This window comes from Candidatus Pelagadaptatus aseana (assembly GCF_040362265.1).
Classification (GTDB): Bacteria; Pseudomonadota; Gammaproteobacteria; order Pseudomonadales; family Cellvibrionaceae; genus Pelagadaptatus; species Pelagadaptatus aseana.
The window spans coordinates 434,472-449,746 of sequence record NZ_BAABNJ010000003.1 but is presented as its reverse complement, the minus strand read 5'-3'; the positions used below and the strand labels follow the sequence as shown (position 1 = coordinate 449,746).

The 15,275-nt window shown below is 50.0% G+C and carries 12 protein-coding genes; 9 read left to right on the top strand and 3 right to left on the bottom strand.

Annotated elements, in window-relative coordinates; translation table 11 throughout:
* Positions 1-106: 106 nt before the first annotated feature.
* Positions 107-1,375, bottom strand: coding sequence for a ferredoxin reductase family protein (locus ACPXV9_RS06770; RefSeq protein ID WP_423895684.1), 1,269 nt, complete (start codon positions 1,373-1,375; stop codon positions 107-109).
* A 209-nt stretch (positions 1,376-1,584) separates the two neighbouring features.
* Here ACPXV9_RS06770 and ACPXV9_RS06765 point away from each other — a divergent pair, with 209 nt between their 5' ends.
* Together ACPXV9_RS06765 and ACPXV9_RS06760 are read left to right on the top strand one after the other, a co-directional pair.
* Positions 1,585-2,253, top strand: coding sequence for a response regulator transcription factor (locus ACPXV9_RS06765; protein ID WP_423895683.1), 669 nt, complete (start codon positions 1,585-1,587; stop codon positions 2,251-2,253).
* 8 nt (positions 2,254-2,261) lie between these two features.
* Entirely contained in the window at positions 2,262-3,527 is a 1,266-nt protein-coding gene (locus tag ACPXV9_RS06760; RefSeq protein ID WP_423895682.1) for a sensor histidine kinase, read from the top strand.
* A gap of 24 nt (positions 3,528-3,551) precedes the next feature.
* On the opposite strand, the gene ACPXV9_RS06755 is transcribed toward ACPXV9_RS06760, so the two are convergent.
* Positions 3,552-4,166 carry a class I SAM-dependent methyltransferase gene (locus tag ACPXV9_RS06755; protein WP_423895681.1) on the bottom strand — a complete coding sequence of 205 codons (615 nt, stop codon included), beginning with the start codon at positions 4,164-4,166 and terminating at the stop codon, positions 3,552-3,554.
* An 82-nt stretch (positions 4,167-4,248) separates the two neighbouring features.
* Here ACPXV9_RS06755 and hrpB point away from each other — a divergent pair, with 82 nt between their 5' ends.
* From hrpB to ACPXV9_RS06725, 6 genes are all read left to right on the top strand, one after another.
* Complete coding sequence (hrpB, locus tag ACPXV9_RS06750; protein ID WP_423895680.1) at positions 4,249-6,822, top strand: ATP-dependent helicase HrpB; 2,574 nt, start codon at positions 4,249-4,251, stop codon at positions 6,820-6,822.
* Positions 6,823-6,950: 128 nt separating this feature from the next.
* Positions 6,951-7,229: a hypothetical protein gene (locus ACPXV9_RS06745; RefSeq protein ID WP_423895679.1), complete on the top strand. Its 279-nt coding sequence runs from the start codon at positions 6,951-6,953 to the stop codon at positions 7,227-7,229.
* 14 nt (positions 7,230-7,243) lie between these two features.
* Positions 7,244-9,067 (top strand): DUF3604 domain-containing protein, encoded by a 1,824-nt coding sequence (locus tag ACPXV9_RS06740; protein WP_423895678.1) that lies wholly within the window; start codon positions 7,244-7,246, stop codon positions 9,065-9,067.
* Positions 9,068-9,200: 133 nt separating this feature from the next.
* Complete coding sequence (locus tag ACPXV9_RS06735; RefSeq protein WP_423895677.1) at positions 9,201-10,820, top strand: methyl-accepting chemotaxis protein; 1,620 nt, start codon at positions 9,201-9,203, stop codon at positions 10,818-10,820.
* Positions 10,821-10,916: 96 nt separating this feature from the next.
* A complete protein-coding gene (locus ACPXV9_RS06730) occupies positions 10,917-11,171 on the top strand; it encodes a hypothetical protein (protein ID WP_423895676.1) in 255 nt (84 codons plus the stop codon).
* Between the two features lie 260 nt (positions 11,172-11,431).
* Positions 11,432-12,862, top strand: coding sequence for a sigma-54 dependent transcriptional regulator (locus ACPXV9_RS06725; RefSeq protein ID WP_423895675.1), 1,431 nt, complete (start codon positions 11,432-11,434; stop codon positions 12,860-12,862).
* Between the two features lie 54 nt (positions 12,863-12,916).
* Here ACPXV9_RS06725 and ACPXV9_RS06720 read toward each other — a convergent pair whose 3' ends face one another.
* Positions 12,917-13,606: a TetR/AcrR family transcriptional regulator gene (locus tag ACPXV9_RS06720; protein ID WP_423895674.1), complete on the bottom strand. Its 690-nt coding sequence runs from the start codon at positions 13,604-13,606 to the stop codon at positions 12,917-12,919.
* 106 nt (positions 13,607-13,712) lie between these two features.
* Here ACPXV9_RS06720 and ACPXV9_RS06715 point away from each other — a divergent pair, with 106 nt between their 5' ends.
* Positions 13,713-15,176: a sodium:solute symporter family transporter gene (locus ACPXV9_RS06715; protein WP_423895673.1), complete on the top strand. Its 1,464-nt coding sequence runs from the start codon at positions 13,713-13,715 to the stop codon at positions 15,174-15,176.
* The last annotated feature ends 99 nt before the right edge of the window (positions 15,177-15,275 follow it).

The window sequence follows — 15,275 nt, the reverse complement described above, 5'->3', positions numbered from 1 at the left end:
AAGCTGTCCTCAGAGTTATCCACAGATTCTGTGGACAGCCATTTTTTACTGACTGGGGAGGCTTATCGCCCGGCAGTTTTATCTGTCAGCAACCCGGGGAATGGACTCAGCGCATATCAAACCGCTCGTTGTGCCATTGGTAGCCGTTCATACCCAGTTGTCGCAACTGACTTCGTAGCGCTTTCAGCATGGGCTTCGGACCGCAGGCAAAGATCTGGTAATTGCGCAGGGGTTGATCAATGCACTGTTTGATTTTTTCCCCAGTTAAACGCCCGGAAGTCTTATCGGTGGTGTCAATTGCATGCAATTTGACAGTCTGCAAAGGACTTTGCAATTTGACCAGATAGGGGGCGAACTGTCGGAATAATTGCCCTTCACCACTGTAAAACAGATGGATTTCTTGTGTCGGTTGTTCGATAGAGTTCAGACGCAGCGCTTTCAGCCAAGCCAGAAATGGCGTAATACCGATGCCACCTGCAAGCCAGATTTGAGGTTTTTCATGGACCCGATGCTTGTAGAGTCGGCCATAGGGACCATCTACCTGAACCGTCTGTCCCAGTTCAATGCTTTGTTGTAATTCACTGGTGTGATCGCCCAGCGCCCGAATAACGAATACCAGTTTGTCCCCGCTTCCTGAAGAGGCGATGGTGTAAGGATGAAATTCGTTAACGCCTTTTAAATTAAAATCCACATAGGCAAATTGTCCCGGTTGATGTTTGACTGTTTTATCACTGCGAGGAGCCAGAGTGACTTCAACTGCGCCATCGAGTTGCACCAATTTGACCACCTTGTAGGAGTTTATATGGCGCTTGTATAACAGTATTTTGTAGACCCAGCTGCCAACTCCCAATGCGGAGATGGCCAATAACACGTATCCAGTCAGGCTGTTGATGGTAAAGGGGACATCCGAAAAAAACGTGTGGTAAACGGATATTAAAAAGATAGGGCCCATCAATTGGTGGGTTTTATGCCAGATATTGTAGGGTAAAAAGCGCAAAAAACTGATACAGCCCAACAGTAATAACAGATACATGGCGACTTCACCCATCTCCTCTCCACTTTCTGCAATGGCGGGAATGACGTCGCCGCCAGCGGGGCCCGGCACCAATGCCCAGTGAAGCGAAGCGCCTAACAGCCCGGAAATTCCCAGCCACTTATGCCATTGGTAGGCTTTGTCCATGCCTCCAAACAGAATGTCCGCCAGTTTGGGGCGGATTCCCAGCCACAGTGCCACCGCCATGCTGAGCATGGATATTGCGGCAAACAGAGCAGGCACCTTTCGTTTCATTTCAAGGTCGGCAGGCAAAACCAGCCAGCAGCCGGCAACTGCAGTGGTAAGAATCAGGGGGGTAAGAATAAAGTGCCTGAAGCGCATGGGTATCCTCCATCGGTTAATTCTGTGGTTCTAACAGAGTCAAGCGGGTAAGAATGTAATGCCCTCGGTGTGAAAAATTTGTCGAATCCGTTATCTGCAGGTTGTTGTATTACCGGAACCTTTTGTGATTTTTGGGCGTCTGATAGAAGGCATTTAAGGTGGCGTGTTGAGTTGCAAGTTTTTCGCTTTGGGCAGGCAGGTGCAGATTCATGAAATTATTGCTTATTGAAGATCATCGGGATATTGCAGGAATTATCTTCGATTTCTTTGAGTTGAAAGGCTACACCCTGGATTACACTGAAACCGGACAGCACGGTTTGTCTTTGGTGCGAAACAACCACTACGACCTTCTGATTCTGGATGTGATGTTGCCAGATATGGATGGTTTTAGTCTGTGCCGCCAGCTCCGCGAAGAGGGCAATGGGGTTCCGGTGTTGATGCTGACAGCTCGGGACACCCGTGAAGATACGTTGGATGGCTTTGCCAATGGTGCAGACGATTATCTGATTAAACCATTTGATCTGGATATCCTTGAGGCGCGCATTCAGGCTCTGCTGCGTCGCCGCTGCGGTCAAGCCGTCAACGTGTTGAATTTCGATGACTTGTCCTTGCACTTAAGCCGGCATGAAATCTGTCGCAGGGGAAATCGTGTTACTTTAAATCCCACCCAGTTAACCATTATGAGGCTGTTGATTAGCCGGGCTCCCAATATCGTCACCCGCGAGGAGATTATCAGAGCCGTATGGGGGGATGATGAGCCTGATGGTGACATCCTACGCAGCCATATTTATCAACTGCGAACATTGGTTGATAAACCCTTTGAGCACAGTTACATAAAAACCATTCCCAAAGTGGGTTTTCAGCTGGTTGCGGCCTGAGGTGTTGTGTGAAACCTGTACCTTTTAAGTACCATGTTTTTTTCGTTATGGCGGTGTTCCTGTTATTACTAGGGGCCGTGCAACTCTATTTTCACACAGCCATCTTTGACGACATTGAATTGACCAGTGCAGAGAATCAGTTGAATAAGATTGCCAATCAATTTAAGCAAAACCCTGTCGAAGTAAATGGGCCGGTAATGGATTTGAACAGGCAAACCAAAGTCTATGTCGGTTCTGATAACTTACCGGAGTCACTCAAGGGCGCCCAGCGATTAGAGTATTATCAGGCCGAAGAATTTAATGCGCCAGATGTCTACGGTAATCCCATTTACCTGATGAAAATACCTATGCAATTCATGCTGGAAAATAATCAAAGCCAAATGATTGATGGCTATATTCAGCTGTTTGACAGTTTCTTTGAAGGCATCGAAGACGATCTTGAGAAGGCCTACGACCGGCAAATGTATTTGACCATTGGTCTGTTAATTCTCGCTCTGGTTTTACTGTTGAAAATATCCCGTTGGTTGACCCAACCCTTGAGCAATCTGAGTAGAAAGCTTGCAACGTGTGATCTGAATTCGATCGAGCCATTGCCAGAGAATGATCGTTTTATGCCCTATGAATTGGGGGCTTTACAAGATTCCATTCGAAAGTATCAACAATACATTATAGATCTGTTAACTCGCGAGAGGGCGTTTAATCAGTATGCCAGTCACGAATTGCGGACACCGTTAATGGTGATTCAAGGGGCCACTAATTTACTGGCGGAGGCAAGTCGGGAAGAGTTTACGGACCGCCAGTGTGCCCGTATTTCAAGAGCTTGTAATGAGATGCGGGATTTTGTTGAAACCCTGTTGGCATTAACTCGTGAAGACACAGTCGAGACGGATCGCCGTTTTCTTGTAACTTCGGTTTTTATAAATGAAATTATGGACGGGTATCATTTTTTACTGGCGGATAAAAAAGTTATCAGCCAAGTCGTTATTGAATCTGAACCTGAATTAAGTGCTATTGAATCCAGCGTTAAAATACTGTTGGGTAATTTGATCAAAAATGCCTTTAGTTATACTCAAAGCGGAGAGGTGGTTGTCCGGTTAAAATACAGCAGTATCTGTGTTGAAGATACAGGCATAGGGCTTAAACAAGTGCAGCAGCGAGTTGAGGGTTATGGACTTGGGTTACTGATTGCCAATGATATCTGCAGAAAGCACGGTTGGCATTTGCAATTGCAAGGCCGCGATGGCGGTGGTTGTATTGCCCGGGTTGATTTCTAAACCCGGGTTATAGGCCATCCCGTTTTATTTCGCTGTGCCCCAATAACAATAGCCTGCGATCTTAGGTGTGGAAGGCAAGTACATTTTTTCCATAGTCTCTATTTCAAAACCTGCGTGTTGCAGCAAGTCGGGTATGGCACGGTTAAGATTGCAGCCGCCGGCGATGGTTTTCCAGGTGCCGTTGAGGCGGTTTTGCCACTTCAGAATGTTCTGGTCCGGGGCCTGGCCGTGCTCACTGAACAGCAACTTGCCCCCGGGCTTGAGTACCCGTCGCATTTGTGTCAGAGCCGCGTGCCAATCGGGAATGGTGCACAGGGTAAAAGTCAGTACGATGGTGTCGACACAGTGATCATCCAGCGGAATTTTTTCACCGGGTAAATCCAGCCATTCGATGTCGATGGGAGATTGACTGACACGGTCAGCCGCTCTCTGTCTCATGCCTTCTGACGGCTCCAGTCCCCAGACTTTGGTGACTTTCTGCGGATTGTAAAAGGGAATGTTAAGACCTGAGCCCATACCGATTTCAAGTACATTTCCTTCAGCCAGAGGAACAACTTTTTGTCGTTGTTTCATGACCGGTTTGGTGCCACAGGCGCAATTGATAACGTGAGGCAGAATATAGCGTTCGTAAAGGCTCAAGGTTTTTCTCTTCGGTGCTTTAGATTGAAAACTGGTAGAATATGCAGCTCTTCCCAGACGATATTTCAACCCATATTGGCGTATGAGTAATTTAAAAGCAAAACTATTTGCCGGCCTTGAGCACCTGCCTGTGGTTGATGTTCTGGACGAAATTTGCACGCAGTTGCAAAGCCGCGACAACGTGATTTTGGAGGCTCCGCCCGGGGCCGGCAAGACCACTTTGGTGCCTCTTGCGCTGTTAAATGAAGCTTGGCTGGCAGGGCAGAAAATTATACTGCTTGAACCCAGACGGCTGGCAGCACGTTCCGCAGCGGAGAGAATGGCCAGTCTATTACAGGAAAAGACCGGGCAGACAGTGGGTTACCGGATGCGCTTTGATACACGGGTCAGCGAGGCCACCAGAATTGAAGTCGTGACGGAAGGGGTATTTACCCGGATGCTGCAGAGCGATCCATCGCTTGATGGCGTGGGTCTGGTTATTTTTGATGAATTCCATGAGCGCAGTCTGGATGCTGATCTGGGTTTGGCTCTGACACTGAACGGTCGGGAGCTATTTGGTGATTTGCGGGAGCATACCCTCAAGTTGCTGTTGATGTCGGCTACTCTCGATGGCCAGGCTTTGAGTCAATTGCTGGATGGTGCTGCGGTGGTTAAAAGCCAGGGTAAGATGTTTCCGGTCGAGGTTATTTACACCGGTGTTTATCAATATCGGCAACCCATTGCTGAGCGCTGCGCCGAGACCATTGTTGAGGCTTTGGCTCAGCAGCGCGGCAGCGTGCTGGTATTTTTGCCGGGTCAGGGTGAGATCCATCGTGTTGCCAAATTGTTGGCAAACAAGATTGGCCAAGACCCCGATATATTACTGGCACCATTGTATGGTGACTTGTCATTACAGGAACAGCGTAAAGCCATTGATCCCGCCCCCGAGGGCAAACGGAAAATTGTTTTGGCTACCAATATTGCTGAAACCAGTTTGACCATCGAGGGAGTCAGGGTTGTGGTTGATACGGGGCTTTGTCGCGAGCCTGCCTTTGACCCCCGCACAGCCATGACGCGTCTAGCCACCAAACGCATCAGTAAAGCCTCGGCAACTCAACGCATGGGGCGTGCCGGGCGAATGGAGCCCGGCTGCTGCTATCGGTTGTGGAGTGGAAGCCAGCAGGATGAGTTGGCCAATTATATTTCGCCTGAAATTACCAAGGCGGATTTATTGCCTCTGGCGCTGAATCTGCTTCAGTGGGGCATTAATGATCCCTCTGAATTGCGCTGGCTCGACCCGCCACAGGATGCCTCCTGGGGGCAAGCTCTGGATCTGTTGCAATATCTCGGTGCTGTGGCAGTTGAGGATGGCCGGGTGCGAATCACGGCTCATGGGGAGTTAATGAATTCGTTGCCTTTGCATCCGCGGCTGGCCCATATGCTGATTCAGGGTTGTCAGTGGGGGTATCGGTCACTGGCAATTAATATGGCCTTGCTGTTATCGGAAAGGGACGTCGCCCCGGAAATGGGTGCCGATTTTCTGGCCCGTCTGGATATTGTCAATGGCGATACCCCGATACCGACCTCCTCAAGAGGCGTGCTCAAACGCATGCAACAGCAGCGCAAGCAGATGAGTAGCGTGTTGGATAAGCTGACGTTGGATGCGCTTGAACCGGAAGTTGAACCGGCGCAAATCCCGGCGTTGCTGCTGGCCTGCGCTTACCCGGACCGCATCGCTTTGCGCCGCACCGACAGTCGCAGTCGCTATCGTCTCAGTAATGGGCGCGCCGCAGAACTGGTCTCAGACGCCCGCTTGGGAGTTCCTCAATGGTTGGTGATTGCCGATATGGGCGGTATTGAGGGGCAATCTCACGAGAAAATCTATCAGGCTTTGACTCTCGATATTGAGGCATTGCAAACGCATCTGCCCGAGCTGATAGTCGAACGCGAAACCGGGTTGTGGGATTCTGCCAAAGCCGCCTTTGTGGCAGAAAAGCAGTGGTTGGTGGGGGCGTTGGTGGTGCGCTCGAAACCGGTCAGTAATCCCGATGCTCAGGTCAGAGTTGAGGCTCTGCTGGAGTTAATCCGTGAAGTGGGCTTGTCGCAGTTGGGGTTCTCGCAAGACGTTGAGGTTCTGAGACAAAGGGTCGAGCTGCTGCGGCAGCTGGATTTGCAATCGGGAGAGACAAGCCGATGGCCAGATTTCAGTGAATCGGGGTTGTTGGCATCTCTGGAGCAATGGCTTGAACCGGTTCTGGCCCCGATAACCAAGCTCGATCAGTTGCCAAGGCTGGATATTAAAAATCTGTTAATGACTATGTTGCCCTGGCCGCTACCCGCTGAACTCGATTCACAGGCGCCGGTGAGAATAGCGGTGCCATCTGGTAACTCTGCTGCCATCGATTACTCGCAGAGACCGCCGGTGCTGGCGGTGAAGCTTCAAGAAATGTTTGGCAGTGCCCAAACGCCAGTGATTGCCGCCGGACGTCAGCCTCTGATGATTCATTTGCTGTCGCCGGCTGGGCGCCCTCTGCAAGTGACACAGGATTTACACGGCTTTTGGCAGGGCAGTTATCAGGAGGTTAAGAAAGAAATGAAAGGCCGCTACCCCAAGCATCCGTGGCCTGATGATCCTTTGGCAGCCACTGCCACCGCCAAAACCAAGCGGCATTTATGAGCCTTTTTTGATTCTTTGATGGGCTGTCCGGATTTCACAAATTCTTGGCCGCGATCAATATGGGCCAAATCGTAAAATCAGGCTACAGTTTCGGAGTTTGATTCCACAATAATAAGACAGGCTCCTCTATGAACACTCTTTTTAACTTTCTCAAATTGGCGGCGTTACTGATTTATCTGGCAACCGCTTTGTCCTTTGTGCTGGAACCGCTGCAGGCGTACAGTTTTATCCTCAGTGTCGTTACTTTGATTCTGTTGGTGACCCATATCACCGAATTTATCCTGATGAAGGGAAAGCTCGATGCCTTCCAGGAACAGGACGGGCAGCATTTTATTAAAACCCTGTTGTTTGGTTTTTTGCACTGGCTGCCTTTATTGATGGCTCAGAACAAGCAGACGGCAGACTGAACAGGAGCAGCGTTATGCGAACCTTGTCCCGGAAACGTCTGTTGTCTGTGGTTGCAGCCCTAGCCGGTGTCTGCTCTGTGATTGGATCTGTTTATGCCCAGACCAATCTCTATTGGGGGGATACCCATCTGCATACCAAGTTGTCGCCCGATGCCTATATGATGGGCAATCGCAGTTTGAGCCCCGATGACGCCTACCGATTTGCCAAGGGCCTGCCCGTGGTGAACGCGAAAACCCGACACAAAATTCAGATCAAGACGCCGCTGGATTTTCTGGTGGTCAGTGATCATGCCGAGTATATGGGAGTGGTCTCAAGGATGCTTGAGGGCGACCCCGAACTACTGAAAACCGCAACCGGTAAGCGTTTTAGCGAACTCACCCAACAGGGCTTAGGCAGGAAGGCTTTTCTGGAAATGGTGGCGTCAGCCAATAGCGGTAAACCGCTGGATGAAATCAATACGCCGGAAATACGGGGTTCTGTCTGGGAGAGTATTTACAATGCCGCCGACCAACATAATGAGCCGGGTAAATTCACCGCGCTCGTGGGTTGGGAGTGGTCGTCGATTACCTATGGTGCCAATTTGCATCGCGTTATTTTCCAGAAACAGGGCGCAGAAGCTGCCAGCCAGTATCTACCGTTTTCTCTGTTTGACAGCGATCGCCCGGAAGACCTGTGGGATTGGTTAGAGCAAACCGAAGAAAAATCGGGCGCCAATTTTATTGCCATTCCTCACAACGGCAATGTCAGCAAGGGCAAAATGTTTTCTGAAGTGGACAGCCGTGGCAAACCCATTGATGCCGGTTACGCCAAAATGCGGATGCGTTGGGAGCCGGTGTATGAAATGACACAAATCAAGGGTGACGGTGAGACACTGGCAGATTTATCCCCGGCGGATGAATTTGCCGAGTTTGAATCCTATCGCCATCCAATGGATGCCCGCATCGGCGTTGAAATGGATAAGGCGCCTGCCAATAAGGGTGACTATGCGCGAACGGCGTTGATGCGCGGCATGGAAATTGAGGCGCGGGCCGGTGTCAATCCCTACAAGTTTGGCATGATCGGAGCGTCAGACAGTCATTCCGGGGTGTCGGCTGTTGAAGAGGACAATTTTGGTGGTAAGTTCCCTGTCGACTCTTATCCAGAAGGCAAGTCATCTCAATTAACGCCGGGTGTGATCGGTTACGACATGGCCTCTGCCGGATTGGCCGGGGTCTGGGCTGGCGAAAATACCCGGGAAGCCATCTTCGATGCCTTCAAGCGGCGCGAGGTCTACGGCACCACAGGGCCTCGCATTCGGTTGCGCCTGTTTGCCGGTTGGGATTTCACTGCTGAGGATACTCTGGCAAAGGATATTGGGCAGCTGGGCTACCGCAAAGGTGTGCCGATGGGGGCCGACCTGAGCATGGCGCCAGATGGCATAGCGCCAAGCTTTTTAATTCAGGCGGTTAAGGATCCGATCGATGCCAATCTCGATCGCATTCAGGTGGTCAAGGGCTGGCTTGATGCAAAGGGGCGCTCCCATGAGAAAGTATTTAATGTGGCGGCCTCGGATAATCGTCCCATCGAAAATAATCAGTTGGCGCCTGTTGGCAATACCGTGGATCTGAAAACCGCCAGTTACACCAATAGCATTGGCTCACCTGAGTTGGTAAGCGTGTGGCAGGATCCGGAATTTAACCCGGCTGTGCGAGCGTTTTACTATGTTCGCGTACTGCAAATACCGACACCCAGACACTCTCTGTATGCGACCGTGGCCATGAACAAGCCACATCCCAAGGGGCATCCGGCAACCATTCAGGAGCGTGCTTACAGTTCACCGATCTGGTACACGCCATAGACTTGGTTATATCCTCCCTCCCGATCTAAAGAATAAAGGCGGAGTACCGATAGCTAGATAGCAGGGTAACTCCGCCGGATGGTTATTTGTGCCATATGAATCATTGATGGCAGTTCAGGGATACGAGGGATTGATGAAATTTTATAAAACAATAAAACAGAAGCTTGCGGTTAATGTGATCATCGTTGTTGCCGCCTTTTTGATTACGGCGGCCGTCGTTCAATTTTTTACCGACAAGATGACCAAGGGCTCGCTCAATATCCTGTTGAATGCCAACGCCACCAAAACCATGATGGCGGCCCAAACAGCTCTGGTGGCATCTCACAGCGTTGTGCTGCATTCACTGCGCGACAAATCCCATTACAACGCCAATCAATTGCGTCAGTCCGCGAGAATCCTTGAGTCTGAAAAAAATAATATTGCCCAGCTGCGTGACAATATGCTTTCGGATCAGGGGCGTATGGCCGCTGCCATGGTGATCAAATTATCGGATAAGGCGATTGTGACACTCAATAGTGGCGCGGACCTGATGGCTTCCGGTGCAGACCCTCAGGCCTTCAATCGTTGGTATGACGATGTTTATGTGAAATCGATAGATCCTTTTTTCGGTATGTACGCCAAAGTCATCGAGACCTTGGAGCAGCGGATGCCGGTGGCCAAAAAGCTGGTACTGGAAGGCCGCGCTACCGTTACCAAGGTAAACCTCGGTTTGATTCTGTTTTTTGTGTTGATAACCGGTTTTTTACTCGGCGCTGTAGCACGCAACTTGAGTCAAAGAGTCGATCAGCTGAATCAGGTGATGAGTCAGGTAAAAGATGGTGATTTACGGGTGGCCATTAACTCCACCGGTGAGGATGAGATTGCCGATATTTCACACTCCCTTGATGAGCTGGTGGCTCACCTGCGTGATTTGGTTTCGGGCGTACAGCAGCGCATGCAAGAGGTGAATCGACAGTCTTCAGAATTGCAGGCGATTGTGGTGAATAACAGCTCCACCGCGGATCTGGTCAACGACCAGATGACCATGTTGTCTACCGCAATGACCGAAATGAGTTACACCATCGGTGAAGTGGCTAAAAATGCCGAGGGGGCAGCCAGTGGTGCCCAGCAAGCCAATACTCAGGCGGCAGAGGGGGAGCAGCGGGTGGTGACCATGGCGCGTGATATGAAGTCCCTCAATCAGGCTGTGACCGAAGCCACGTCAAAAGTTGGTGCTCTGAGTGACAATACTGCCAATATCAGCTCCATTTTGGATGTGATTCGGGGGATTGCCGAGCAGACCAATTTGTTGGCGCTGAATGCTGCTATTGAGGCGGCGCGAGCCGGGGAGCAGGGACGTGGTTTTGCCGTGGTTGCCGATGAAGTTCGAACCCTGGCAACGCGGACCCAGGAATCGACCAATGAAATATCTGACGTGATTCAGGGATTACAGCAAAACAGTTCTGAAACGGTGACCATTATGAGTGATGTGGAGTCTCGGGCAGAATCTGTTGCTGAAAATGCCGTTGGCACTGAAACCTCTCTCAAAGGGATTGTTGGCTCCATTGATGAAATCTCTATGATGAACAGTCAGATCGCTACTGCGGCTGAGGAGCAGAGTGCCACGGCGAATGAAATTAACGTCAATGTCTCTGAGGTGGTGAATATGGCCAATGACCAAAATGCCAAAACCCAGAAGGCCGGAGAGATTGCCCAGTCGTTGCATGCCAGTGCCGAATATGTGGAAGAACAGTTGAACTATTTCTCCAGCTAATTGCTTTTCAGACTTTCTTTTTAAGGTTTCTAAAGCCGCCATGGCTCTGGCCGATACAGTGTTTAACGTTGGTTGTTAACTACAAAAGGCAGTCCTATGGCGGTGATCCCTCATTCTCTTTTCAAGCTGGTGCGCCTGCGCCGGGAAATCACCGAGGCTCTTCAGGAGCGTGACTGGTACGCTGTCGAAGCCATCAATGGTCAGTTGATGGCGGCTTTGGATCAGGCCTCCAATTCCAAAGATCGCAATCTTGGTGCTCTGGTTAAGGAGGTAGAAGTGGTGGTTCGACTGTACCGTGAATTGATCGCTGCCTGTGAATCCGAGGCCCAATTTCTTACTGGTGACTGTTAAGTCTACAAGTTGCTTCTTGTTTGTTCTTTTGATTGCGTTATGACGCAAAATTCCTCTTAATCCCGCAGCCTGTTCAGTGGTATTATTTTGACTGAATTTGTTTGAGTTTGAGTCAGAAATTTGGCAAAAGCCAAAAACCTGACTGATACTTGAAGTGATATGGCCATTCCTTTGACTTTTGATTTGGGGCGTCGAAGGTGATCTGGGTTGAATAATAGTGACAACGGACCTGGAAGTCCGGATTTATAGGTTTCAATTGCATGTTGCAATCTGCGCAAATTTTATTGGTGGGGGATCAGTTCGAGCGAAATAAGCTTGAGGTGATTTTTGAATTTTTAGGCTTACAGGTTATCGCCGGTGACACCTCTGAATGGCCACAGCTGACAGCCTCTGTTGATTCTGAACTGAATACCGTTGCCGCGGTTAGCTGTGCTCCTGTGTCGTCCGAGTCGCAAGCATGGTTAGAGTCCGTGCGTGAGTGGGATGATACCCTTCCTGTTATTTTGGTTGGCAAAGACGCCGCTATCGCGGACGATTGGAGCGATACCATCAAGCGTACGGTTGTTGCCTGCCTTGAACCGCCTCTGAGCCTGACTCAGGTTACCGATGCTCTGTATCAGGCTCAGTCCTATCGAAAGGCTCAGCAGGGATTCAAAAATGTATCTGGCCAGTCGGTGCCTCAGTTTCGTTCTCTGGTGGGCAGCACGGCGGCGATGGAAGTGGTGCGCAGTATGATGGCACAGGTGGCGGATAAGGATGTCAGTGTGCTGATTACGGGTGAGTCAGGAACCGGTAAGGAGGTTGTGGCTCGCAATCTGCATTTCAATTCTGAGCGCCGTGATAAACCCTTTGTGCCGGTAAACTGTGGTGCCATCCCCGCTGAACTGCTGGAAAGCGAATTGTTTGGCCATGAAAAAGGTGCCTTCACCGGTGCAGTCAGCTCCCGTGCTGGCCGTTTTGAGATGGCCGAAGGCGGCACTCTGTTTCTCGATGAAATCGGTGATATGCCCCTCAATATGCAGGTGAAAATTCTGCGCGTGCTGCAGGAACGCAGCTTTGAGCGAGTTGGTGGCAACAAGATGATTTCTGCCAATGTCAGAGTGATTGCTGCAACCCACCGGGATCTGGAAAAGATGATCGATGAGGAAACTTTTCGTGAAGATCTTTTTTATTGCCTCAATGTATTTCCCATCGAGATGCCAGCCTTGCGTGAAAGGGCCGACGATATCCCTCTGATTATTAATGAGCTGGTCTCAAGAATGGAGAAAGATCAGCGGGGTTTTGTGCGCTTCAATTCTTCGGCAATTATGTCTCTATCGCAACACGACTGGTCTGGTAATGTGCGAGAGTTGTCGAACCTGGTGGAGCGCATGTCCATTATGTTTCCCAATGGCGTGGTTGGCGCACAGGATCTGCCAAGAAAGTATCGCCACATTGATGTCGAGGACATTGAGATAGAGCCCAATGTCGAGGCGCCAGCACCTCAGGCGGGTGTGGTGAATGTAGGTGACACAGCGTTGTTGCCGGAGCAGGGTATCGATCTGAAAGAATATCTGACCACGCTGGAACGCAACCTGATTCAGCAGGCGTTGGATGACTCTGGTAGCGTGGTGGCTCGTGCAGCCGAGCGCTTGGGTATTCGCCGCACCACCTTGGTGGAGAAAATGCGCAAGTACGATTTGCAGCGTTGACATGTATCTCAGGATAAAAAAAGCCGCGTAATCTGCGGCTTTTTTTATGGGTTGTTATTTATTGCACACCTGATGAAATCCGGCGCTGATAAATGGAATCATCCGCTCGTAGGCGGCTTTGAAATCGTCAGAACGACAGGCGCCTTTGGACATCTTGTCAATCCGGCCAGTGTTGGCAAAGGTCAGAGTCAGGGCGCCGGACATATAGTGGTAGCACCAATAGAGATCGGCATCACTGCTGTGAGGCAGTGCCAGCTTCAGGGCTTCGATAAAGCTGTCTGCCAGTTTGTTGAAGTGTTTACCCATCAGTTGTGGCCCCCAGACCGCCGAATTATTGATGTAGGCCAGCAGGGCGCAGTAGTTTTTCCAGCCGCTGTCCTCACTGTCCTGAGCTACAGCAAGGGGCTTAAGGTAGGCCTCAATGATTTTTTCGACGGATATAGCTTCTGGCTGTGCTTGTTGCCGGGCTTGCTCGAGGGCGACCAGACGACCTTGGTTGAGCACCTGAGCACGACGTTCGAAGACCGTATCGAATAATTGGCTCTTACTGCCAAAGTAGTAATTAATCAGGGCGACATCCACGCCGGCTTGATTGGCCACCGCTCGCAGGGTAACACCATCATAGCCACGCAGAGCAAACAGCTCTTCAGCGGCGTTGAGGATATTCTCGCCTTTTTCCCCTTTGTCTTTGGCTTCCTTGGGTGGTCTTCCAACGCGAGGCGTTTTTTGAGCGGTTGCTGCCATGGGCTATTTGTCTCCTTGAATGAGTGGTCATTCTAAACAAGGCTTGACAATTCAACAAGCGATGAATTTAATACTGGTGACAATATAACAATAAAAGAGTGTGTGTATGTCTCCCGAATTATTTAAATACGCCTGTGTTGGTTTTTACGTGGTGCTGACCCTGTGGTTGTCCTGGATTGGCATGAGGAAGACCCGTGACATCAAAGGCTTCTCGATCGGCAACAAGGACATGAGCCCCTGGATTATTGGTGTGACTATGGCAGCGTCAGTGTCCTCAACTTCCACTTTCGTGATCAATCCGGGTTTTGTTTATGTTCATGGGATGTCGGCATTTATCCACTACGCAGTGGCGGGTACAGCGGGTATCACTACCGCTTTTATTTTATTAACCCGGCGATTTCGCAAACTGGGGGATGAGACCGGTGCGATTACCATCCCGGATTGGATTTACCAACGCTATCAAAGCCGATCTTTGAGCATGTTCTTTGCCATCATTAATCTGTTGTCGGTGACTTTTGTGGTTCTGATTCTGGTGGGTTGCAGTTTGTTGATGAGCCAGCTGTTTCCTATTTCTCAAACCGCATCACTGACCCTGATTCTGTTGTTTGTGTTTTCCTATGTGTTGATGGGGGGCAGTTACGCACACGCTTACACCAATACGTTTCAGGGTTTTATGATGGCGTTGGTTGCCATCTTTATTTTTGTTCAAGGCTTTTATCATTTTGGCGGCGATGTCCGGGGTTCACTGGCGTCTCTCGGGGAAAACTTTATGGCCGCCTGTAACCCCGACAGTAACCTCTACTTCGATTTCTTTTCGGTTTTTTTAAGCGGGTTTGTCGTTACTTTTGCCTTGATGATGCAGCCCCACATACTGACGAAAATGCTGTATCTGAAAAATGACGCCGATGTGAATAAGTTTCTGGTAACCACCGTGATCGCCGGCGCCTGTTTTATGTTGATGCTGGCAGTGGGATTTTATGCTCGGCTCAAGGGGTTGGAAATTGATCGTCAGGACAGTGTGGTCGTCAGTTATATTGCCGCAGAGTTCAGCGGTCATAGCTGGGGGGCCTATGCGCTGGTGTTTATCTCCATCACGTTATTGGCTGCCGGTATGAGCACACTGGATGGCATTCTGGTTTCACTGTCGGCCATGGTGGTGAAGGATCTGTATTTGCCCTTTAGCGGCAAGACCGGTTTTCAGCATGGGGCAGGATTAAAGCTGTCACGCTGGGTGTTGATTGGTGTTGGAGTTGTGGCCTACCTGATTGCCCTGAATCCGCCGCAATTAATTGGTTTGTTTGCCCAGAAAGGGGTCTATGGTCTGGCGGCGGCAAGCGTGGTGCCGATCCTGTTGGGCACCTATGTGCGTCACCAGCCGCCGGTTGTTGTGGCGTGGTTGGCGGCGATGGTCGGTTTGGGAGCACACTTGCTGGGTTTGTTTGCTTTTGGTATCGAAAACCCGGCGGTTTCTGCCACCTACGCGATCCTGCTGTCTGCCTTGCCGGTTGTTGTTTATTACGTTCTTAACTCGATAAAAAATAAAGGCATTAATTTTAATTTCAACAACTGATGAAAAAATAGTTGACAGTTCATCAGTTGTTGAATAATTTTACGCTTACATATTCATCATGTGTTGAATTAATGTTTTTGTGGCATGTTCTGCGATCGA